This window comes from Enterococcus pernyi (assembly GCF_045371165.1).
Lineage (GTDB): Bacteria > Bacillota > Bacilli > Lactobacillales > Enterococcaceae > Enterococcus_B > Enterococcus_B pernyi.
The window spans coordinates 1-20,053 of record NZ_JBIQDM010000012.1; the positions used below are offsets into that span (position 1 = coordinate 1).

General features: G+C 37.4%; 29 protein-coding genes. 13 read left to right on the forward strand and 16 right to left on the reverse strand.

The annotated features are described in order from the left end of the window. Window positions 1-180, forward strand: a 180-nt coding sequence (locus tag ACH0AK_RS12370; RefSeq protein WP_499796942.1) for an aggregation-promoting factor C-terminal-like domain-containing protein, incomplete at its 5' end; no start/stop codon positions are given. 85 nt (window positions 181-265) lie between these two features. Here the strand turns inward: ACH0AK_RS12370 and ACH0AK_RS12375 are convergent. Together ACH0AK_RS12375 and arsC are read right to left on the reverse strand one after the other, a co-directional pair. Continuing rightward, window positions 266-796: a ClbS/DfsB family four-helix bundle protein gene (locus tag ACH0AK_RS12375; protein WP_023519553.1), complete on the reverse strand. Its 531-nt coding sequence runs from the start codon at window positions 794-796 to the stop codon at window positions 266-268. 344 nt (window positions 797-1,140) lie between these two features. Continuing rightward, window positions 1,141-1,569, reverse strand: coding sequence for an arsenate reductase (thioredoxin) (gene arsC / locus ACH0AK_RS12380; RefSeq protein ID WP_499796943.1), 429 nt, complete (start codon window positions 1,567-1,569; stop codon window positions 1,141-1,143). A 266-nt stretch (window positions 1,570-1,835) separates the two neighbouring features. Between arsC and ACH0AK_RS12385 the strand changes: the two genes are divergently transcribed. After that, window positions 1,836-2,018, forward strand: a complete 183-nt coding sequence (locus ACH0AK_RS12385) for a helix-turn-helix transcriptional regulator (RefSeq protein WP_010735618.1) — start codon at window positions 1,836-1,838, stop codon at window positions 2,016-2,018. A 21-nt stretch (window positions 2,019-2,039) separates the two neighbouring features. After that, complete coding sequence (locus tag ACH0AK_RS12390; RefSeq protein ID WP_023519551.1) at window positions 2,040-2,294, forward strand: hypothetical protein; 255 nt, start codon at window positions 2,040-2,042, stop codon at window positions 2,292-2,294. 211 nt (window positions 2,295-2,505) lie between these two features. Here the strand turns inward: ACH0AK_RS12390 and ACH0AK_RS12395 are convergent, their stop codons facing one another. The 4 genes from ACH0AK_RS12395 to ACH0AK_RS12410 all read right to left on the reverse strand — a co-directional run bounded on the left by ACH0AK_RS12395 (window position 2,506) and on the right by ACH0AK_RS12410 (window position 4,280). Next, window positions 2,506-2,952, reverse strand: a complete 447-nt coding sequence (locus tag ACH0AK_RS12395; RefSeq protein WP_023519550.1) for a GNAT family N-acetyltransferase — start codon at window positions 2,950-2,952, stop codon at window positions 2,506-2,508. Between the two features lie 24 nt (window positions 2,953-2,976). Next, window positions 2,977-3,168 carry a VOC family protein gene (locus ACH0AK_RS12400; RefSeq protein WP_023519549.1) on the reverse strand — a complete coding sequence of 64 codons (192 nt, stop codon included), beginning with the start codon at window positions 3,166-3,168 and terminating at the stop codon, window positions 2,977-2,979. A gap of 175 nt (window positions 3,169-3,343) precedes the next feature. Continuing rightward, entirely contained in the window at window positions 3,344-3,718 is a 375-nt protein-coding gene (locus ACH0AK_RS12405) for a GNAT family N-acetyltransferase (protein ID WP_226076392.1), read from the reverse strand. 73 nt (window positions 3,719-3,791) lie between these two features. Continuing rightward, complete coding sequence (locus tag ACH0AK_RS12410) at window positions 3,792-4,280, reverse strand: ASCH domain-containing protein (protein WP_010735623.1); 489 nt, start codon at window positions 4,278-4,280, stop codon at window positions 3,792-3,794. Window positions 4,281-4,530: 250 nt separating this feature from the next. On the opposite strand from ACH0AK_RS12410, the gene ACH0AK_RS12415 reads away from it, so the two are divergent. Next, complete coding sequence (locus ACH0AK_RS12415) at window positions 4,531-5,034, forward strand: hypothetical protein (protein ID WP_023519548.1); 504 nt, start codon at window positions 4,531-4,533, stop codon at window positions 5,032-5,034. A gap of 290 nt (window positions 5,035-5,324) precedes the next feature. Here the strand turns inward: ACH0AK_RS12415 and ACH0AK_RS12420 are convergent, their stop codons facing one another. Next, complete coding sequence (locus ACH0AK_RS12420; RefSeq protein ID WP_019723739.1) at window positions 5,325-5,663, reverse strand: metal-sulfur cluster assembly factor; 339 nt, start codon at window positions 5,661-5,663, stop codon at window positions 5,325-5,327. Between the two features lie 248 nt (window positions 5,664-5,911). Further along, a complete protein-coding gene (locus tag ACH0AK_RS12425; protein WP_034691361.1) occupies window positions 5,912-6,841 on the reverse strand; it encodes a YitT family protein in 930 nt (309 codons plus the stop codon). Window positions 6,842-7,015: 174 nt separating this feature from the next. Between ACH0AK_RS12425 and ACH0AK_RS12430 the strand changes: the two genes are divergently transcribed. Next, window positions 7,016-7,510 (forward strand): YajQ family cyclic di-GMP-binding protein, encoded by a 495-nt coding sequence (locus ACH0AK_RS12430; protein ID WP_019723741.1) that lies wholly within the window; start codon window positions 7,016-7,018, stop codon window positions 7,508-7,510. 58 nt (window positions 7,511-7,568) lie between these two features. On the opposite strand, the gene ACH0AK_RS12435 is transcribed toward ACH0AK_RS12430, so the two are convergent. After that, window positions 7,569-9,917 (reverse strand): ATP-dependent DNA helicase, encoded by a 2,349-nt coding sequence (locus ACH0AK_RS12435; protein WP_010735632.1) that lies wholly within the window; start codon window positions 9,915-9,917, stop codon window positions 7,569-7,571. Between the two features lie 315 nt (window positions 9,918-10,232). On the opposite strand from ACH0AK_RS12435, the gene ACH0AK_RS12440 reads away from it, so the two are divergent. From ACH0AK_RS12440 to ACH0AK_RS12450, 3 genes are all read left to right on the forward strand, one after another. After that, entirely contained in the window at window positions 10,233-10,859 is a 627-nt protein-coding gene (locus tag ACH0AK_RS12440) for an MBL fold metallo-hydrolase (RefSeq protein ID WP_010735633.1), read from the forward strand. A 23-nt stretch (window positions 10,860-10,882) separates the two neighbouring features. Beyond that, a complete protein-coding gene (locus tag ACH0AK_RS12445; RefSeq protein WP_010735634.1) occupies window positions 10,883-11,587 on the forward strand; it encodes a histidine phosphatase family protein in 705 nt (234 codons plus the stop codon). 153 nt (window positions 11,588-11,740) lie between these two features. After that, entirely contained in the window at window positions 11,741-12,574 is an 834-nt protein-coding gene (locus ACH0AK_RS12450; protein ID WP_010735635.1) for an undecaprenyl-diphosphate phosphatase, read from the forward strand. Window positions 12,575-12,689: 115 nt separating this feature from the next. On the opposite strand, the gene abc-f is transcribed toward ACH0AK_RS12450, so the two are convergent. Further along, on the reverse strand, window positions 12,690-14,273 hold the full coding sequence (abc-f, locus tag ACH0AK_RS12455; protein ID WP_023519546.1) for a ribosomal protection-like ABC-F family protein: 1,584 nt from the start codon (window positions 14,271-14,273) through the stop codon (window positions 12,690-12,692). Between the two features lie 507 nt (window positions 14,274-14,780). Here abc-f and ACH0AK_RS12460 point away from each other — a divergent pair. Both ACH0AK_RS12460 and ACH0AK_RS12465 read left to right on the forward strand, forming a co-directional pair. Next, complete coding sequence (locus tag ACH0AK_RS12460) at window positions 14,781-15,113, forward strand: PadR family transcriptional regulator (protein ID WP_019723123.1); 333 nt, start codon at window positions 14,781-14,783, stop codon at window positions 15,111-15,113. Then, entirely contained in the window at window positions 15,110-16,066 is a 957-nt protein-coding gene (locus tag ACH0AK_RS12465; protein ID WP_137072341.1) for a permease prefix domain 1-containing protein, read from the forward strand. Before ACH0AK_RS12460 ends, ACH0AK_RS12465 begins: the two co-directional genes overlap by 4 nt. 181 nt (window positions 16,067-16,247) lie before the next feature. Here ACH0AK_RS12465 and ACH0AK_RS12470 read toward each other — a convergent pair whose 3' ends face one another. From ACH0AK_RS12470 to ACH0AK_RS12495, 6 genes are read right to left on the reverse strand one after another with little or no spacing between them, the layout of a single operon-like run. After that, on the reverse strand, window positions 16,248-16,487 hold the full coding sequence (locus ACH0AK_RS12470; RefSeq protein ID WP_010735640.1) for a hypothetical protein: 240 nt from the start codon (window positions 16,485-16,487) through the stop codon (window positions 16,248-16,250). Window positions 16,488-16,509: 22 nt separating this feature from the next. After that, entirely contained in the window at window positions 16,510-16,836 is a 327-nt protein-coding gene (locus ACH0AK_RS12475; RefSeq protein WP_010735641.1) for a hypothetical protein, read from the reverse strand. A gap of 2 nt (window positions 16,837-16,838) precedes the next feature. Beyond that, window positions 16,839-17,048 carry a hypothetical protein gene (locus ACH0AK_RS12480; RefSeq protein WP_137072339.1) on the reverse strand — a complete coding sequence of 70 codons (210 nt, stop codon included), beginning with the start codon at window positions 17,046-17,048 and terminating at the stop codon, window positions 16,839-16,841. Beyond that, complete coding sequence (locus tag ACH0AK_RS12485) at window positions 17,049-17,177, reverse strand: hypothetical protein (RefSeq protein ID WP_438846484.1); 129 nt, start codon at window positions 17,175-17,177, stop codon at window positions 17,049-17,051. Further along, window positions 17,174-18,076, reverse strand: a complete 903-nt coding sequence (locus tag ACH0AK_RS12490) for an alpha/beta hydrolase family protein (RefSeq protein WP_499796944.1) — start codon at window positions 18,074-18,076, stop codon at window positions 17,174-17,176. The genes ACH0AK_RS12485 and ACH0AK_RS12490 overlap by 4 nt, the downstream gene beginning before the upstream one ends. Then, window positions 18,063-18,491: a DUF1310 family protein gene (locus ACH0AK_RS12495; RefSeq protein WP_062805341.1), complete on the reverse strand. Its 429-nt coding sequence runs from the start codon at window positions 18,489-18,491 to the stop codon at window positions 18,063-18,065. The genes ACH0AK_RS12490 and ACH0AK_RS12495 overlap by 14 nt, the downstream gene beginning before the upstream one ends. A 434-nt stretch (window positions 18,492-18,925) precedes the next feature. Between ACH0AK_RS12495 and ACH0AK_RS12500 the strand changes: the two genes are divergently transcribed. The 3 genes from ACH0AK_RS12500 to ACH0AK_RS12510 all read left to right on the forward strand — a co-directional run bounded on the left by ACH0AK_RS12500 (window position 18,926) and on the right by ACH0AK_RS12510 (window position 20,042). Continuing rightward, entirely contained in the window at window positions 18,926-19,381 is a 456-nt protein-coding gene (locus ACH0AK_RS12500; RefSeq protein ID WP_010735644.1) for a DUF441 domain-containing protein, read from the forward strand. A gap of 70 nt (window positions 19,382-19,451) precedes the next feature. Further along, window positions 19,452-19,577: a hypothetical protein gene (locus ACH0AK_RS12505; RefSeq protein ID WP_010735645.1), complete on the forward strand. Its 126-nt coding sequence runs from the start codon at window positions 19,452-19,454 to the stop codon at window positions 19,575-19,577. 195 nt (window positions 19,578-19,772) lie between these two features. Then, a complete protein-coding gene (locus tag ACH0AK_RS12510; RefSeq protein ID WP_010735646.1) occupies window positions 19,773-20,042 on the forward strand; it encodes a hypothetical protein in 270 nt (89 codons plus the stop codon). Window positions 20,043-20,053 lie beyond the last annotated feature (11 nt).

The window sequence follows — 20,053 nt, forward strand, 5'->3', positions numbered from 1 at the left end:
AGCGGTTCTTATACAGCAACAAACGGACGTTATATCGGCCGTTACCAATTAGACTCTTCTTACTTGAACGGTGACTACTCTGCTGCCAATCAAGAAAGAGTGGCAGAACAATATGTTGCTTCTCGTTATGGTTCTTGGGATGCAGCCAAAGCTTTCTGGTTAGCTAACGGTTGGTACTAAAAAGAACGATTTTGAAAAAATGGGAATCCTATTGATTCCTATTTTTTTGTTCTTGTTTCACTTAATTTCCCTTTTGTTTTTGCTTCTACTTTTGACTTTGTTTGATTTTTTTGATTGCCCAATCATAATGACTCGAAGTAGCAGAAACGAAATAGCTGCCAAGCGTTGTATTCCCCACCCAAGAATACTGGTTTTTTTGGAACAGTTGATCGTCATCGAAGGTTTTCGCCAGTAACATCACTTCTGCATGGCTTTCCTTCAACCAGTCAGACGCTTGACGTAACGTAGTAGACTGATGTTTTTTTGTAAAGCCACGATTCATCTCGGCTGTCGTTCGCCAATTATAGGGTTCCGGCAAAAAAGATACGCCTTCTCCCAATTGATTACTTTTTACCCATGTTAATAATAAAGAATGCCACTCGTACAAATGGATCAACACGTCTTTGATCGTTTGATCTCTTCGCCAATGTGCTTCTTTTCTTTTTTCAAGAAATACTTCCTCAAAATCAAATGTTGCTTCCCTTTGTTCCACAGGTATTGAATCGATCAACTGTTGCAATTTTTCGAAATTTTTAGTTGCAAGTATCAATAACTCCTCTTTTGACTTTGGTCTCATCTTCTTCTCCTTATTAAAAATACATTCGTTTTAAAACGTTTCCAATCCAACTATAATTCTAGTATGCCTGATTTTCAAAAAAAAGACGAGTAATATCCTAGAATGAATATACATTCTAGATCATTACTCGTCTTTATCCACTTGATTCAACGATTTTCATTCCATGTCTTGACTGAAAACCACATATCACTATACACTTTTTTGAGCAAGTCATTCATTTAGCGGTACTCACTTTGGTACGCTTACAATTGCAAAGGCATCTTTTTCTTCCATTCAATCATCCATTGAATTCTCGTTGCCAAAAAAATACTGCATATTCTTAATTATCGACAGGCGTTTTTTCCTTAGTTAGCCATATCCTTTATTTTTTTCTTGATGATTTCGCGGGTCTTTCTAAATTCAGCAAAAATCTCTTCTTCTGTACCAGTAGCTTTTGCCGGATCTTCTAGATCCCAATATTCATGACGGATATGAGCAGGAATCACTGGGCATTTATCTAACGCATCTCCGCAAAGCGTAATGATCAAGTCCGCATGGCTAAAATAATCTGGATCAATCAAGTCTGAAGTTTGACTCGTAATGTCGATGCCATCTTCTTCCATCACTTTTACTGTACGTGGATTTAATCCATGTGTCTCTACTCCCGCGCTACGAACTTCAAATTGATCTTCCAGATATTCGTGGCCATACCCTTCAGCGATCTGACTTCTGCAAGAATTTCCTGTACATAAAAAATAAACTTTCTTTTTTTCTACACTTGTTGACTTCTCCAAAACCATTCCTCCAATCCATTAATCCTTTGAGGATTAAGTGTATGATATCATAAATTCAAGGGATCGTTAGTTTATTCAAAAAAAACGTATGGTTTTTAATAAAGCAATGATCCGCCAGTTACATAACAAAAAACTAAGAATACAGACAAAACAGCATTTTAAAGCATGTCAAAGACTTTTTACATGCTAAATCTGGCAATGACAAAAACCTTTGATCGTCGATTTTGACCTCTTCGATCACACTGAGATAAGAAGGAGCGGATACTATGGACTTAAGTCATCAAATAAAAAAATATCGCAAACAACTAGCTTTCTCCCAAGAAGAATTAGCCGAAAAATTATATGTTTCAAGACAAACGATTTCAAACTGGGAGAATGAACGTAGCTATCCTGATATTCATAATTTATTATTGCTGAGTGTCCTATTTGACGTTTCTTTGGATGAATGAATCAAAGGAGATATAGAAAAGATGAAAGAAAATGTTACCCTTACTGAACTGAACAAATATACTAAGATCATGCTAGTTTTCATGCTTCTCACCTTGATTTCAGTAGGCCCATCCTTATTTTTACCCGGTAATTGGCGATTAGCCCTTCCCTTGATCTTTTGGATCGCCAGCATGTACGGCTCAATAAAAGTTGAGGGACTCAAAACAAGAGAATATCAAAACCTACAAAGAAATTGTCGCATTCATGGAAAACAAAGAAGTAGCACCTCTACGTAAACAAAGAAACAAGGTCAGAAATCGGATCGAAAAAAGTAGGCATCGTCATTTTGTTTGGACTCATTTGTGGAGTGATCGCTTTCCTCGCAAGTCTGCCGTTTATACTTCTTGATCGCTAGTAATCCCATAGAAAAAAACAAGATCCACCTTCAAAGATTGATCTTGTTTTTTTACACCTAGGCGTTAGTAGACTGCCCATGGTTTGTAGTCATTAAATCTGTCTATTTCTTTCCCACACCATGAGGTATTCTTTCTCACCCGTCGATTCATCCATTTGTTCATCCACTTTTCTAAAGTCATTTTTATAGTAGAAACGGATCGCTCGTTTATTCTTATGATAAACATGCAAGCTTATTCGTTCTTTTTCTTTTTTAGCAGCTTCAATCAATTTTTGTCCGATTTTTCTATTTTGATATGTTGACTCTACAATAATTCCAGCTAAATAAGATTCATCTACGATGCCCATAAAGCCAACAATCTGACTATTCATTTCACAATAATAAATTTCTGCTTTTGGCAATTCTTTTTTCAACAACGCTTTTTTCTCATACCAATATTTCTCATCAATAAAATCATGTGTACTGATATTGGTCGTTAACCAAATAGCTAGTAGTCGGTCCATTATCTCTTGGTCTAGTTTCTTCACTTTTTTAATCATCCCATTACTCCTGAAAGCTTATAGTTATTCTTCATACCTCTTCAAACGATCATTTAGATTGCCCGCATGGATGTTTACTGATACCCGCGAACGTCCTTCTTCAATTTTGAGGTCTAGAAGACGAAGTTGTTCTGTATAACAAAGAAGTTGTTCCGGAGTGATTTGAAAATCAATATGATTGTAGGTTTTGAGAAGCTTTGTCTGCTTATCTTCCATCAATGCCACCCACAGATCACCGATCAATAAGAATGTTTCTGGAATTAATGAGTATTGTTTTCCTTACTCGAATACACTTCTTTTGCATCAAAGATCTCCGTAAAGACTTCTGTCGAACATTTACGACCACGAACGACAACTGTCATGTGCGAGAGTTCCAACTTCGCTTTCTTTTTTAGTTAAGAATTTTTAGCATTACCAAACATGGATTCCATTCATCCCATAAGGTTGGGAACACTTCTAGCTCAACAAAACCCATCCTTCGATAGAATCCAATCGTCTGATCATAGATAGCGTAATGCCCTTCGGCGACCGTTTTCACTTGTAAAAATAGGTAATGTTCTCTTGCATAGGATTCTAGTTCATCTAGTAATCGCTTACCTAATCCTCGATGATGATAGGCTTTTTTTATCCCCATACAATAGATCTCACCGGTGGCTTTACTTGTTTCTTTTAAACTGATAAACCCTGTTGATTCATTTGTTTCTTGCAAGACCCACAACGGATATTTTTGGCAGTTCTCGATGTATTCTTGTGTCGAATCTGGCAAGCCAAATCATTCTGGCAAATCATTCAAGACTTCTTGGACGATTTTTTTCTTTTCTATTGCTTCTTCTACTAAATTAATACGCATTGGTTTCCTCTTTTTTCGGCAAATATCGATCAACAAGTTGGAATCGTTCAAAGACGATTTTTGTTTCTTCATTGAGCAATAGTCCATGTTCTTTATAGTAAGGTTTGAAATAATTGTAATGCCCCTTTTGCCAATACATAAGAGATAAGTCGCCTTCACCTTCTGTAGCTGCCAGTTCTTCGGTGATTTCTTTCCAAGGTAGGATCAACACTTCGACAATCTGGATAATGCCTATCGGTACTTTAGAGCTATTCACAACGACGGAGTAGTCACCAACTTTAGGTAATGGTTCGTTATCCATTTGGTAAAGCTCATACCCTGAGCTTGTCCCTGTTTTCTTCCCTTCCAATACCAGATCTGCTAATTCATCTGCGTGTTCTTTCGTATTTCCAAAAGCAAAAATTTCATATAATGACGCTTGTGACACACCATTTTTTAAGCAAAAGCTTTCCCAATATTTTTGTGCTTCTAGGTTCAATCTGTCACCAACTTTCTGATTGATAGTAAATCAAGTGTACCAAAAATTGGAAAACTAAGCCATTCACACTCAATTTTTTACAACTCCGATAGTCACATTTATAGTTACTCACCAACTTCACTTCTTAAATACAAGAAATAAAAAACTAGATTCACTTTTTGAGAGAATCTAGTTTTGTTTTCAGGATGAAATGGAAAATTAGACATCTACTTTGTTACAATAAATGCAACCAAAGAAAAGGAGAAAATCCATGGAACTTTATTTCAAAGAGTTTTTATTGATCACGCAAAAATTAAACAGGCAACAGATCACTCCGCTACTACTAGGTTCATTAGGCTTGTCTTACTTAACAGATATCGACTGGCAACCAAGAGACATTGACATCCATGTTCCTGGCGATCCACGGGGTTGGGAGGCACCCGACAAAGATCGCTTGCACAATTGGCAAAGCATCATGAAAATTATGGAAACGTTGAATTACCAACTAGTTGATTTACACGAACATGAATTTGCAAAAGATTCTTATAACATCCAGTTTGGCAGCGTGGACAGTCTTCTCGGCTTTGCAGGTATTCCACTTAATGAACTCTCTCTAATCAGAATCGATGACTGTTCCTTTTACTTACCTACAGCGGAACAATATTTGAAAGTATATCAACGTTCTGCTAAAGATAGTTACCGTGCAGAGAAAAATAATCATAAGGATCTAGCAAAGATCGAGTATTTGGAAAAGTACTTGAATAAGAATAAGTAATGAGAAATTCTGAAGCCTTCAACCAATTATCTTTTCAAAGATAATTGGTTATTTCATGTTTAAGTCTCTTTATTCACTGAGACCCTTCCATAGTAAATCCCCTACCAGACGTGCTAAATAGCAGTGGGATATCTTAAGTTGAAATAAGTGAAAGCTACTCTCTTTTTCACAAAACAACCTATCTTCTAGCCAATCATCGACATAAAATTTTGCATAATAAAAAACTCTCCTATCAACTTTTCCTAAAAGTTAATAAAAGAGTTCAGCGTTCATTTAATCATTAGTTATTTCTAACGAATACCAAGCGCAATTCGTGCATAACGACTCATTTTATCGGTTGTCCAAGCGGGATACCAGACTAATTTGACTTCTGCTTTCGACACTTCTGGCACTTCTTTTAGTGCATCATGGATCGATTCAGTCAAGATATCAGCTAACGGACAGCCCATCGTTGTCAAAGTCATTTTAACAACGGTATCTCCATTTTCAGGGTCAAATTCGATTTCATAGATCAAACCTAGGTTCACGATATCGATTCCTAGTTCTGGGTCAATCACCATTTCTAACGCGGTGAGAATTCGCTCTTTGATTTCATCTACTTCTTCAGCAGACCATTTTTGTTCACTCATTCTTCGGATTCTCCTTCTCACAATTTTTGTTTATCATACCTTTTTTTAAGAGGTTTGTAAATATTCATTTGGCTAGCAAGGTCTGGACAGAAGTCTTTCACCTCAAGAACTAAGGTGACAGCTACGCAAATTGTTTTTCAAATTTTTTTATAGATCCTCTTAGTTCCTAAGAACTTATTTCTTTTTCCACCAGTTATTCGGTTCAAAGGTGACAAACAAAGAGGTAGATTTGTTTGCCTATTACTTTTTTATTTGCTTTTTGCCTTTTTAGATGCATGTTTGATTTCAGGAAGAACCCCTGTTGAACGATACATTTTTTGTTCGTTCTCATTGGCAAAGCGACCAAAAACGGAATGCGTTGGTAAAATATTGATGAACGCATCTTCATCGATCTCATGGACGATTTGATCAAGATCATACATTTCGTAACGTGTGATGACCATCATGATCATTTTTCCTTCACGTTTTGAATATCCACCAACTGAAGGTAAGAGAGTCATCCCCCGAACCATGCGTTGCGCAATTTCAGCAGTCACTTCTTCTGGTTTCACAGTGACAATCATGGCGGTCACTTTTTGGTGACTCGTATGGATCGCATCGATGACTTGAGTCATTGCATAGATCGAGATGATTGTATACAAAGCACTTTCCCAATTAAAGAGGAAGCCAGCTGCTACGACGATAATGCCATTTAAAATCAGCATATAGTTTCCTACGGTTTTCCCTGTCGTTTGAGAAAGAACCAATGAAATGATGTCCATTCCACCAGTCGTAAAACCCATTTTTAGAGAAATACCGACACCGACGCCAAGTAAAACACCACCGACTAATGCATTCATCAGTATATTATCTGTTACCTGTCCTGTCGGTAAAACTGTCGTCATGACTGACACACAAACAACGTTGATGAAACTAAGTACAGTTGCACGTTTTCCGACTTTTAAAAAGCCTAGTATAAATACAGGAATATTCAATAGAAAAATAAACGTTCCAGTATCGACATCTATATGGACCCATTCAGATAATAGTGAAGCAATGATTTGGGCAATCCCGTTCATTCCTGCAGAAAAGACGTTGGCTGGAATCAAAAAATAATTCAATGCCACCGCTGCAGACAAACCGGTCATCAAGATAACCACTATTTTCTTAAGATTTTCGTTTCTTTGATAGACAGTCATGAATCTGCTCACAAGCACCTCTCCTTTTCAAGTTTATTCCAAATGTAAGAATAACAGTTTCTTCCAGAAAATAAAATAGCGACTACTTAAATGAGAAGAATTTTAGTAAAGATGTCACAAAAAAAATAAGCCTATGCTACAATAAAAGAAAACCGAATGAACGAGGAGGACATTATGGCAAAAGATGCAAGTTTTGATATCATTTCAGAAGTATCTGTTGAAGAAGTAAAAAATGCAATCCAACAAACCACGAAAGAATTAACTAACCGTTTCGATTTCAAGGATTCAACGGTTGAGATCAAGTTAGAGAATACAAATAAATTAGTTGTGCTAAGTGACGATGAATTTAAAATCGAACAAATCAAAGATGTTTTGTTTGGAAAATTGAATAAACGCAATGTGCCAATCAAAAATATCCACTTTTCTGAAACGGAACACGCTTTAGGTGGTAAAGCACGCCAATCTGCTGATCTAGTCAATGGGATCGACCGCGATAATGGCAAGAAGATCACGACCGCGATCAAAAATGAAAAACTAAAAGTGAAAACACAGATCCAAGAAGACCAGATCCGAGTAACTGGTAAAAATCGCGATGATCTACAAGCTGTGATCGCACTTTTAAGAAAACTAGACTTGCCGATCGAATTGCAATTTACAAACTACCGTTAGTTCATGGGTACTATTGAGATATCACTAAAAAAGGACAAGCATTTTGCTTTGTCCTTTTTTAGTGGTCTTGCCAAAACTGATGGATAGTTTGTGATAGTGCCTCAACTGTTCGAACTTCTTTTGCTTGGTGCCAATGTGGCGGGAAAAGTTTACGATAATTTGATGAGACAAAGCGTTGATCTGCTAAAAGCACAATGCCTTGATCTTCCATATCTCTGATTACTCGCCCAGCTGCTTGCAATACTTTATTCATTCCTGGTAACTGGTAAGCATAAGCAAAACCTAGTTGTTCTTTTTCATCATAGTAAGATTTGATCAACTCTTGCTCATGATTCATTTGTGGTAAGCCCACACCAACGATCATACTACCAATCAAGCGTGATCCGCGTAGATCGATTCCTTCTGAAAAAATGCCGCCAAGTACACAAAAGCCTACTAATGTTTCTTGCGGTTCGACTATAAATTCTGCTAAGAAATCTTCTCGTTCTTGTTCATTCAACTGGGTTCCTTGGATAAGTGTGCGAGTCGAAGGGTAAGTTTCTTTGAACACTTCGGCGACTTGGTCCAAATATTGATAGGAAGGAAAGAAAATCATATAATTGCCCTTCTTCCCTTGAATGAAACGTTGAATCGTTTCGACTAAACGTGGCATACTCTGCTCTCTTTTGCGATACGTCGTTTCAAGATAACTTGCTATAAGTACTTGTTGATTCTCAATTGGGAATGGACTAGGTAAGCGATACGCTAAACTCTCTTTGCCCCCTAATGTTTCTTGATAATAAGAAAGTGGTGAAAAACTCGCAGAAAACAAAAGACTACTCCGTCCTTTATTCAACGATTGTTCTAAAAATAAACTAGGATCGATGCAAAATTGCTTCACGATCAAATCATGGTAACTTTTCTCTACAGTTGTTTCATAGTGATCGTCATAGAATTCACTGATTTTTAAAAAATGATTCAAGTCAAAATAAAATCCTAAAATTTGCTCTTGCATCGGGTGTTCAGGATATTCAGCCAACCATTCTTGAATAAATTCACCGAGTTGAAACCCTGCGTTGATCAATGAATCTGCTGGGGCTTTTTGATGATGATAGTTCCATCCTTCTTCAAGAGCAATTTCTTGGATCTGATCAAAAGCTTTTAAAAGACGATTCCATCGACGACGTAGTTTTTTAAATTCCTTCGGGATCTCTCCATAGACTTTACGTGCTTTTCCATAAGATAATTCAGCAGAATACATTTCTCTTGAACGATTGACTAAATTGTGTGCTTCATCGATCAAGAAAAGATGATCTTCATTTTTCTCTTCATCAAAAAATCGTCTCAAGTAAACCGTTGGGTCGAACAGATAGTTGTAATCCCCGATGATCACGTCACACCATAAACTGACATCTAAAGAGAGTTCAAATGGGCATAAGGTATGTTTCTTCGCATATTTCTCAATTACCTCACGAGTAATCTGGTTTTCGTGGTTTAATAAATCCCATAACCCCTCGTTGATTCGATTATAATAGCCATTGGCATAAGGGCATTGGTCTGGATTACACGTGGTCTCATCTAAGAAGCAAATCTTATCTTTAGCTGTCAAGGTCACACTTTTTGTCTCAGCCCCAACATCTTTTAACGCTGCTAACGCATCTTCAGCCACATGTCTCGTAATGGTTTTCGCGGTTAAGTAAAAAATACGTTCTCCTTCATCTTCTCCGATCGCCTTTAAGGATGGAAATAATGTAGAGATCGTTTTTCCAGTACCAGTGGGAGCTTCCGCGAACAGTTTTTGTTTTGTCCGGATCGTTTTATAGGCAGCAACTGCCAGTTCCCTTTGTCCTTTACGATACTCTTCGTATGGAAACTTTAGTGCCATCAATGAGGCATTACGTACCGTACGCCAATTTTGCTGAAAAATCAGCCACTCTTGGTAATCCTCGGTCAGTTTTTTAAAAAACACTTCCAGTTGTTCTCTCGTCTGATGTTCCACTTTCCGTGTGATGACTTCTTCTGTGGTTTGATAATAGGTTAGCTGGAGGTTGATCTCCTCTAAGTTGTTTTCTTGACTATAAATATAGGCGTACACTCTTGCTTGATGAAAAAACAATTCGACTTGTTCGGGTTCTAAATCTTCAAAGCGTGGTTCCGACGTTTTAATTTCGTCGATGTGGTACACACCATCTTTTTTGAAGATACCATCTGCTCGTCCTTCAACGATCAGTTCATAAGGATCAAGCTGTACACTGGTTTGTAAGAACACTTCTTTTTGATACTCTTCGCCTGCTTCTTTTTGGAGCTTGCGGTGGATTTTTGCACCTTCCAAGGCGGTATGATTACTTTTCTTTCGATTATCGATACTTCCGCGACGCAAGATGAACTCGACTAAGTGACGGACGGATATTTTAGATTTTTTCACCATGGTCGCCTCCTTCTTGTATTAGAGTACCGCAAAATAGACCGTTTCGCAAAAAACAAAAACACCCTGCTCGGATAAGCAGGGATATAGGATATAGAATTTGGATTTTTGGATACACTCAATGTAACAAGAGTAAATGAAAAATCAATGAAAATTTTCTATTCTTCCGTTTAAAATTTTTAAACACTTTTCATATAATCTGACAATTCAGATAACTGATGTTATAAAAGTAGACACTTTTGTTTCTGATCCATATTTGCGTTATACTTATATCGAACGATAGAAGAAAGAATTTTTAAAAGTTGGAGGTTTCCTTTTATGCATGTTTTACAATTAAAAACTGGAACAATCGAGGAAAACTGTTACCTTGTCTACAACGACGAAGCGCTTCTGATCATTGATCCAGGAGCTGACGCTGAAATGATCCAAGAACAAATCAAGAAGACCCAGCAACAACCTGTCGCTATCTTATTGACTCATACGCATTACGACCACATTGGCGCTGTCGAAGCATTGAGAAATACCTATGACATCCCTGTCTATGTCAGTCCATTAGAACAAGAATGGCTTGGAGATCCCATCTTGAATCTCTCAGGACTTGGTCGCCATGATGATATGGATAATATCATTGTTTCTCCTGCGGAATATGAATTTGAAATGAAACAATACCGTCTTGGGAATATGTCATTTGAAGTCGTTCCAACACCTGGTCATTCAGCCGGTAGTGTTAGCTTTATTTTCGATGACTTCGTGATATCTGGAGACGCACTCTTTAAAGGGAGTATCGGTCGCACCGATCTCTACACCGGTAATTTAGAGCAGTTACTCTATAGCATCACGACACAGCTTTTTGTTCTACCAAATGAATTTGTGGTCTATCCTGGCCATGGAGAACCAACAACGATTGAACACGAGAAAAAAACAAACCCATTTTTTAACGCTTAATCAAACTTAGGAGGTCGTTCAACATGAGTGAAACAACCCTGTATATCGTCCGTCATGGTAAAACAATGTTCAATACGATTGAACGTGTGCAAGGCTGGTGTGACACACCATTGACGAAACAAGGACAAGAAGGTATCCATTTTTTAGGTAAAGGTCTAAAAGATATCGATTTTTCTTACGCCTATTCAAGCGACAGTGGCCGAGCAATCGAAACGGCACGGATCGTTTTAAGCGAACATACAAAAGGGAAAGAAATTCCTTACTTTATTGATAAACGGATTCGTGAATGGTGTTTTGGTTCGCTAGAAGGTGGCTACGATATGGAGATGTGGGGTGTCATTCCTCGTGTACTAAATTTTCAAACATACGATGAGATGTTCACCACAGATGTGACCTTTGAACAAATCGCTAATGCCATCTATGAGACGGATACTGCTGGCTGGGCGCAACCTTATGCCGAATTAAAAGAACGTGTCTGGTCAGGTTTTGAAGATATCGCCCATCAGTGTGAGAAGAACAATGGTGGCAATGTTTTAGTCGTCTCCCACGGCCTAACGATTGCTTTTCTTCTTAGCTTGATCGATCCTTCTCAACCAGTTCGTGCTGGATTGTTAAATGGTAGTGTCACAAAAGTAACCTATAAAAATGGTCGTTTTTCAATTGAAAGTGTCAACGATACCAGTTATATCGAACAAGGAAAACAACAGACAAGAGAATCATTTATGTGATGAGTCATTGAATAAGTACATTGAAGTCTTTTGATTTCAGTGTACTTTTTTTGAAGTCCTTTATTTTTGTATGAATCTCAAAGAAACAATTTGGCTTTGGAAACAAAGAACGGTATACTAAATGTTGTATTTTAATTGGGAAGGAAGGAATTTATGTTTTTTGCAAATATCATAAAAGCAGCGATTCTAGGAATCATTGAAGGAATCACAGAGTGGCTGCCAATCAGTAGTACAGGACATTTGATCTTAGCAGATGAATTCATCAAGCTTGATGCGAGTTCACAATTCATGTCGATGTTCAATGTCGTGATCCAATTAGGAGCGATCTTAGCCGTCGTTGTTTTGTATTTCCACAAGTTGAACCCTTTTGCTCCTAGCAAATCCTCGAACGAGAAAAAAGATACGTGGGTTTTATGGTCAAAAGTACTTGTTGCTTGTGTGCCAGCAGCTATTATTGGTTTATTATTGGACGATTGGTTAGATGCCCATTTTTATAAATTTTTACCAGTAGCGATCGCCTTGATCGTTTACGGTATCGGTTTCATCATTGTTGAAAAGCGAAACAAAAATAAAACACCTCGTTGGTCAAACCTGAATGATTTGACTTTCCAAGCAGCGATTCTGATTGGGGCTTTCCAAGTCTTGGCTTTGATACCAGGGACTTCACGCTCCGGCGCTACGATCCTTGGAGCAATCCTGATTGGTGCTTCCCGCTTCGTTGCCACTGAGTTCTCATTTTTCCTTGGCATTCCAGTGATGTTTGGTGCCAGTGGATTAAAGATCGTGAAATACCTTGCTGATGGCAACAGCTTCCAAATGGAAGAAACAGTTATTCTTTTAGTAGGTACTGTGGTTTCATTCATCGTTTCGATTTTTGCGATCAAGTTCTTGATCAACTACTTGAAACGTAATGACTTTACTGTTTTTGGCTGGTATCGTATCATTCTAGGGATCATCTTGATCGGTTACTGGTTCATCGCAATGTAATTTGATATGCTCATCGCAAACCAGCTTAATGATTGGTAAGCGCAACAACAAAACAAAATAGTAGTAAGCTCACGCATCGCTGAGCTTACTACTATTTTTTATATACTTTTTTGAGCTAAAATGAATGATCCTCATACAACAACTTTTCGATTTTTTTATCTTTCACTAATAAGATCTGATCGAAATTCTTTCGCAAGAAATAGCGATCATGAGTAACTGCTAAAATGGTACCGGTAAATGTAGACAATAATTCTTCGACTTCTTCTCTTACATAGATATCCAAGTGATTGGTTGGTTCATCTAGGATCAATACATTGATTTTCTTTTGGAACAGTTTCAAGAGGTACAGCCTTACTTGTTCTCCGCCAGAAAGATCTTTGATCCTTTTAGCAACATCCCCACTGAAGAATCCAAAATTCGCTAATACTTGTCGTGCTTTCTGTTCATCAAGTATCAGGTATTTAACATAATTCAATATCCGTTGTTCTGGTTGATCAAACGTTAAGTGTTGAGGTAAATAGCCAATTGACAAACTTGCGCCAGTTTTAATGGCCCCTTCATCTACTCCTATTTCCCCCATCACTACTTTTAATAGCGTTGATTTCCCAGAACCATTCTTACCTAATATGGCGATCCGCTCACCACGATAGACCTTAAACGAACTATCTGAAAACAAATATTTTTTACCTACTGTTTTCTTTATATTTTTGGCAACCCACACTTCTTTCCCCGACAGATCATCTTGACTGATTGTAGTTAGTTTTTTGCGGGGGACCTTAGGCGCATTTATCAGTATCATTTTTTCTAATCTACGCTCGATTTCTTTTGCTTTTTTAAAGAATGCTTCGTTGTCTCCTTCATTCCCCCATTGGCGATAGCGTCGTATCATTCCTTTCAATCGTTTGATTTCTTTTTGCTGAAGTTCATGATTTTTTTGAAGTTCCTGTATCCGTTGTTTTTTCAACGTCATGTAACGACTATAATTTCCCGAATATTCGATTATCTGACCGTCCTCGATCTCCATGATTTTTTTGACTACATTGTCAAGGAACGCACGATCATGGGAAATCACGAGGAACGCACAATTTGTCAATCTCAGATATTCTTCTAACCATTGTACGGAGTCGAGATCAAGATGATTGGTTGGCTCATCTAATAGAAGGACATCATTTTCTTGTAATAATACTTTGGCTAATTCTACTCGAATACGTTCGCCTCCGCTTAATTGACCGAGCGGTGTTTCAATTTGTTCTGCAAGGTCTAATCCTTTCAAAACACTCGTGATCCGATCTTCTAATCCATATCCGCCCATCGTCTCAAATCGTTGCTGCAAGTCGCCATATACTTTCATGATATGGTCCAGATCTTCCGTTGCGATACACATTTTTTCTTCATAGTAATTGAGTTGTGTTTGCAATTCTTGGATGTCTTTGAAGCTTTGATACACATAGTCAAAAGTAGCGATTGAGCCATTTTCAATTTTCTGTGGAATATAACCAATCGACAGCCCTTTTTTCCTACTAACTGTCCCTTCATCAACACCTTCAGATCCGATCAACATTTGAAGAAAAGTTGTTTTCCCAGTTCCATTTTGTCCGATCAATCCGATTTTGTCTTGCATATTGAGTGTGCAACTCAAATTTTCAAAAAGAGGTACACCACTATAATTTTTACTGATCTTATTCGCTTGAATATACAATTTCTCGCTCCTTAAGACCAATCAAAAAAGCCATGAAGAAATTCATGACCTGTTGTTATTTCATTTATCTGGTACTTAGCTAAAAATGGAATAAACATATTGAATGGTCATTTATTTTTGATTGGTTTTTCTATTTTTAAGCGCACTGATGCCTTGGATAGAAAATACAAAAATAATTGCATGACTAAAGCTAATATGATATCTAGAATAATTATCTGTTTCTGTTATTTTAGTCAAGCTGCCCATTAAATATGTCCCTCCTTTTCATTATATTTATATCAATTGTACCAAATCACTCATAAAAGCTCAAATGAGACTAAAAGAAATAAACATCTAGACTGAACATTGCTACATTTCTACATGTATTGTCTCTACTGATCGATTTCTACCAAAAAGACTCAGACCTAAGACTGAATTCTAAGTAATTCATTTTATTTACTTTACCTGTCGTAGTAATTGTTTTATAATTATTACGACAGATGTAGTAATTATAAAGGAGGCGATCGAGTGATATCAAGTGATGCAATTCGTGGGTATAATGATGCCATCATCTTATCGATTCTTTCCAAAGAAGATTCCTACGGGTACGAAATCTCTAAACAGATTCGCGAGGGAACTGATTCAATGTATATCATCAAGGAAACAACCTTATACTCCGCGTTTACACGCCTAGAAAAGCAAGGGCTGATCCTTTCTTATCCTGGCGAAGTCACCCATGGCAAGAAACGAACGTATTACCGAATCAGTAGTGCTGGGAAGAAATTATTAGAAGAAAAAAAAGACGAGTGGCAGCAAACAAAAATCGTTGTTGACCGTTTTCTACAAGGAGGAGAAACATGAAAACCATTAAGGATTATCTAGATAGTTTATTTTTAAATGTACCGAATACACCTGAAACAAAAAAAGCCAAAGAAGACCTATTGGCAATCATGGAAGATCAGTATCACGGATTATTAGAAGAAGGAAAATCAGAGCATGAAGCCATTGGTGCAGTCATCAGTGAATTTGGTTCTATTGATGAGATCCTCCAAGAATTGGAACTTTCTCGGTTCTCTTTTGACGAAGAAGTCTGGGAAAACGAGATTGAACTCGATGAAGTGATTTCATTTTGGAACCAAGTCCGTCGTTTCTCCCTTTTTCTTTCAACAGGAATTGCTAGTTGTATCTTAGCTGTAGGAATGCTCTTATTTTTTGCTAATGGTATTAGCGAGATCATCGGTTTTCTGGCAATGTTTCTTCTGGTCGCTTTAGGCGTTGGTTTGATTATTACTACAAGTTTGAGCTATTCAGCTAGTAAGAAGAAACTAAATGATCGACCCTATTCACAACAAGTAAAAATCGAAGCAAGACAACAAACAGAAGCCTATGCGAAAAGTTTTCGAGTAGGACTAGTTTTCGGTATCATTTTATGTATCCTTTCGGTCACACCTATCTTGACGAATAGAGCCTTTGGCTTACCGATTGGATTCGCTTTATTACTTTTCTTTGCTTCCGTGGCACTCGGCGTCTTCTTTATCGTCTACGTCAGCATCATCTACACTTGGTTTTCAAAAGTCGCTGAAGGCACGTTCTTTATCTCAGATGAAGATGAGCCAGGACCACGAGCATCTCAACACATGTACGGAGACTCAGCAAAAGCGATTCGTTTATTTGAACGTTTATACTGGCCGGGCATCTTCATCGTTTACATGGTTTGGTCCTTTATGACCCGAAGCTGGGCTTACTCTTGGCTCATCTTTGTACTAGGCGGTGTATTAGAAGACTATTTTCTTGAAAGATTGAAACGTAAATAACTTCTCAATCGCGGTCGGGGCAGAATTGTTTAGCCTCAAGAAATAAGGCGCAATCCACGAAAATTGTTTTTCAGATTTTTATGGATTGCGCCTTATTTTTCGAAGAGGTTACTTTTGTTCCCAGCGTTTACTCAGTTTAGGTAGTGCGAGAGGATGGATGTTCCAGAGATTTTTCTGTTTTCTAACTAAAAGCTTTTGTTATGTCTTTGACCACGTTCGTTGCCTTATCGACCCATTCTCCTTTTGCCGCATCAGTTAAGCGATCGGTATACTGTTTTATCCTATCTTTTAATTCTTGGTTTGTGAGTTCTCGCGTGACTTGGATCGTCTTCTTCTTTGTATCTGAACTGGCACGGCTATGACTAGCAATAAACCAAGAAATCAATGCTTTTTCTAGTCCCCTTATTTGCTCATCAAACATTGCTCTCTTTCCCTTCCATTGATTAATTTTTATGATTTAATTTAGCTGACTGATAGTTTTGCTGATTTTCTGCTAATTCGTCTTCAATCCTATGTAATGCTTTACGTACAAGATATTGCCCTTCTTCGCTTGCATCATTGATCAAGCGATACGCGATACGAGGATCGATAGTTCCTCCGTCTGAAAATATTCGTTGAGTCAGCGGGATTTTTTCTCCTAATTGATCTAAGTAGCGTGTAAATGAACGTTTTTCTGCTTCAAGATCCGCTATTTTATTCTCTAATTCATCTTTCTTGCGCCAATAATCTTCTTCGATTTTTTTCATTTCTTTCGACTCATTATTAGCCATCACTAAAATGTTCCTTTCTTGAATTGGCTCGCTAATTCACTATCCAATTGTATTTGCTGATCAATCGTCTGATTGATTGGGTAGATCAGATCTTCGTAACTTGATTTGATCGAGCGAAGTTGATTCAACGCCGCTTCATAGTCAGTGACTGGTTCGATTAGTACGTGTTGTCGAGTCACCCCTCCTCGCTCTAACGCTTCTATTTGTTCCATTTATGTAAGATTGCTTCCATATGAACGCGCATTAGCGATTGTATCTTGCCACAGTTGATTCGCCTGATCGATGCCTGTTTGATAGACCGTCATCAGTTCAGTGATTTTTTCATCAATCGCTGTCTTCATTCTGAAACAATGCTTTTCGCTTGAACTGCATCCAGGTAAACTTCTTTAGCTGCCGAAATTCCCCATGTTTGTCCGCTCCATTCACTTTTAATACTAGCAATTGATCTTTTTTTCAATCGTCTTTGATACTCAGCTAATACAGTGCCACTGCTATTCGTTGTTAATAAAGAACCATCTTCCTCAAATTGGTAACCTCCCCACATATGTTGATCGATCGTGCGCCTCAAGCCCAGCCGTTCAGATAGTGGATAAACGATCTGCCCAACTGCCTTTTTGCCTCCCCCATATCCAATCGCAACTAAGTCTTTTGAGTCAATGTAATTCAAAAGACGATACTCTGCGGTCAAATAATCCGCTTGCCGTTTTTGCTCAGGCGTTAATACCTCATAGATATTCGGTCCCTGATACACATAGCCATAAACACGATCCGCATCACTTGAAGAAATACTCGCTAACGCATATTGCGCATTCATTGATCCTAAAGAATGACCATATACATAAAATTCAGCATTTGGATAAGCTTCCAATGTTTGTTGTAGTGTTGTCACAGAAGATTGAAGCTGAGGCATCGCTGCTGCCCCACCACCATTGATCACCTGAAAAGCTGTAAAAATATTATTGTACTGCCAATCTAATTTGGTATCTAATGAAGAATCAAACGACGAACCACGATATAAAACCATGACTTCTTTTACGCTTTCCCTTTCGCTAAGAGATGCTGATAAGGGAACATATTTGTCGGTAATGATAAAGGATTGTTCGCCGGTGATTTTGCTGTTGATGTGGGAGACGTAACCGATGAACTCTTTATCCTCATTTTTAAAGAAAGGCTCTTTTAAGCGCAAAGTTTCATATTGTTGCTTGGCTATTCCAACCTTTTCTTTTTCAGTATTCTTCACTATCTTCCCCTCCTTCTTTTAGTAATTCATATAGGTCAGAAGTAGTACGCACAATATCATTTTTTAGCTTACTTAGCTCCCCGTTTATCTGATTTCGATCTAGTAGATTAAAAACAAGTAACTTATTATTATCATTTATAATTAGAGGTACACTAATCCCACCCATTGGATTTCTCTTGATATTTTTATAATCAATTTTATAGTTTTTTATCACTCCTTCAGATGTCAACGCCTTAGAGTCAAGATTTTTCAATGTTTTCTCCAAAACGATTTTTGCTTCTTCACTATTCACAACTCGAATCATTTCTTCTTCTAACTTCAAATGGTCCATATACATTGTTCCTCCAATCCATAATAGGCATATGCCAGTGATGATCAGTACGATTTGGCGCTTCTTGATCGGTTTTCGCTTCATAAATGACCTCCTTTTTTATTATGTCTATCATAATTTTGTTGTAAGCAGTACGTCACAGCTTTTATGTATGTTTAATTGATCAATCAGTGTATGGAATGACATGCCACATAATCTTCTTCTCTTTTTCCCATCTCCTCTTATTTAATTACGCCATTTCAACTGACTCTCACAAACATTCACCCTTTCTTTTTTATATATTTTTGATCTGTTACTTTTTCACATCAAGTATACATGATAAATCAGACACTCTATTCTTCACCTCATAAAAACATGTTTTGACATCATCAACGTAGGTATTTTTCTCATTTTGCCTTTTCGTCTAATTCTTCGTACCTTTTTGTTCCTTCTATGGTCGATCAAATATTTTGCTAATGACTCTTTTGCATCGTATTAAAAAAATGGTATGATGAATAATTAGAAAGTGAGGTTTTTTGATGGAAAGTTGGTTATTTCTTGGGTTGATCATGCTGGTAGCCGTCCTTGCTAAAAATCAAAGTCTGATGTTAGCGACTGGTTTTATTTTACTTGTTAAGTTTATTCCTGCATCAAAAGATTTTTTGACATGGCTCCAAGGGAAAGGAATCAATATTGGCGTGACGATCATTACTGCGGCGATTTTAGTGCCTATTGCTACAGGTGATATTGGTTTAAAAGATTTGCTTGATGCGTTCAAATCACCTATGGGTTGGGTAGCGATCTTCTGTGGTGGCTTAGTTGCTGTATTGTCGTCTAAAGGCGTTGGCTTGATTGCGACAGATCCACAAATCACTGTGGCTTTAGTTTTTGGAACGATCTTAGGCGTTGTGTTCTTAAAAGGAATCGCAGCGGGCCCTGTGATTGCTTCTGGAATCGCCTATTGCATTCTCCAATTGTTTTCTTTTAATAAATAATGATGCATCTAGTGGTTGAGAAAAGGATAATTTTTTTGTTCGTGGTATACTAGTTTTGAGGTGATCGCATATGCAAAAACTAAAATATTTCTTTGGGACTGTTGGATGGTTTTTATTGGCTGTTCTATTGATTATTGGATTGACCTACTTACTATTTCCTGATTTAATCCAAAACGTCTTTGATGCCAATTTTTAATATACGTAACTATTTTTTTAAATATCTATAAAAAAAGGCGAAAAACTTGAAAGATCTTGGGATTATTCAAGTTCTTTCGGCTTTTTTTTGGCTTGGTGCTTCTTTTTTGTTATACTAAGTGTAAGTGCACCTCTTTTATGCAGGAAATTTTAAAAAAAGTGCGAAATGTTTGATTTAGAAGAAAGGAAGACGCTCGTGGAAACTTTTGAAGGTCTTTTGATTGATACGTATGTTTTACAAGAACAACCAATGATGTTGACTGGTTTGAATCTCCAACTTGAAGATCGGGTAATCAATTGTCTAATTAAAGATCGCTACTTGGCAAAATATGTTTTACGTTTACCTTTAAACAAATATGTATTGGAAGTTAGCGGAAAATGGAATCGTCGAAATCAATTAGTCATCAAACGAATGATGATCAAAAACATCGATGAATACATCAAAATCATTGGAACACCCGAATAGCTCCTTTTCAT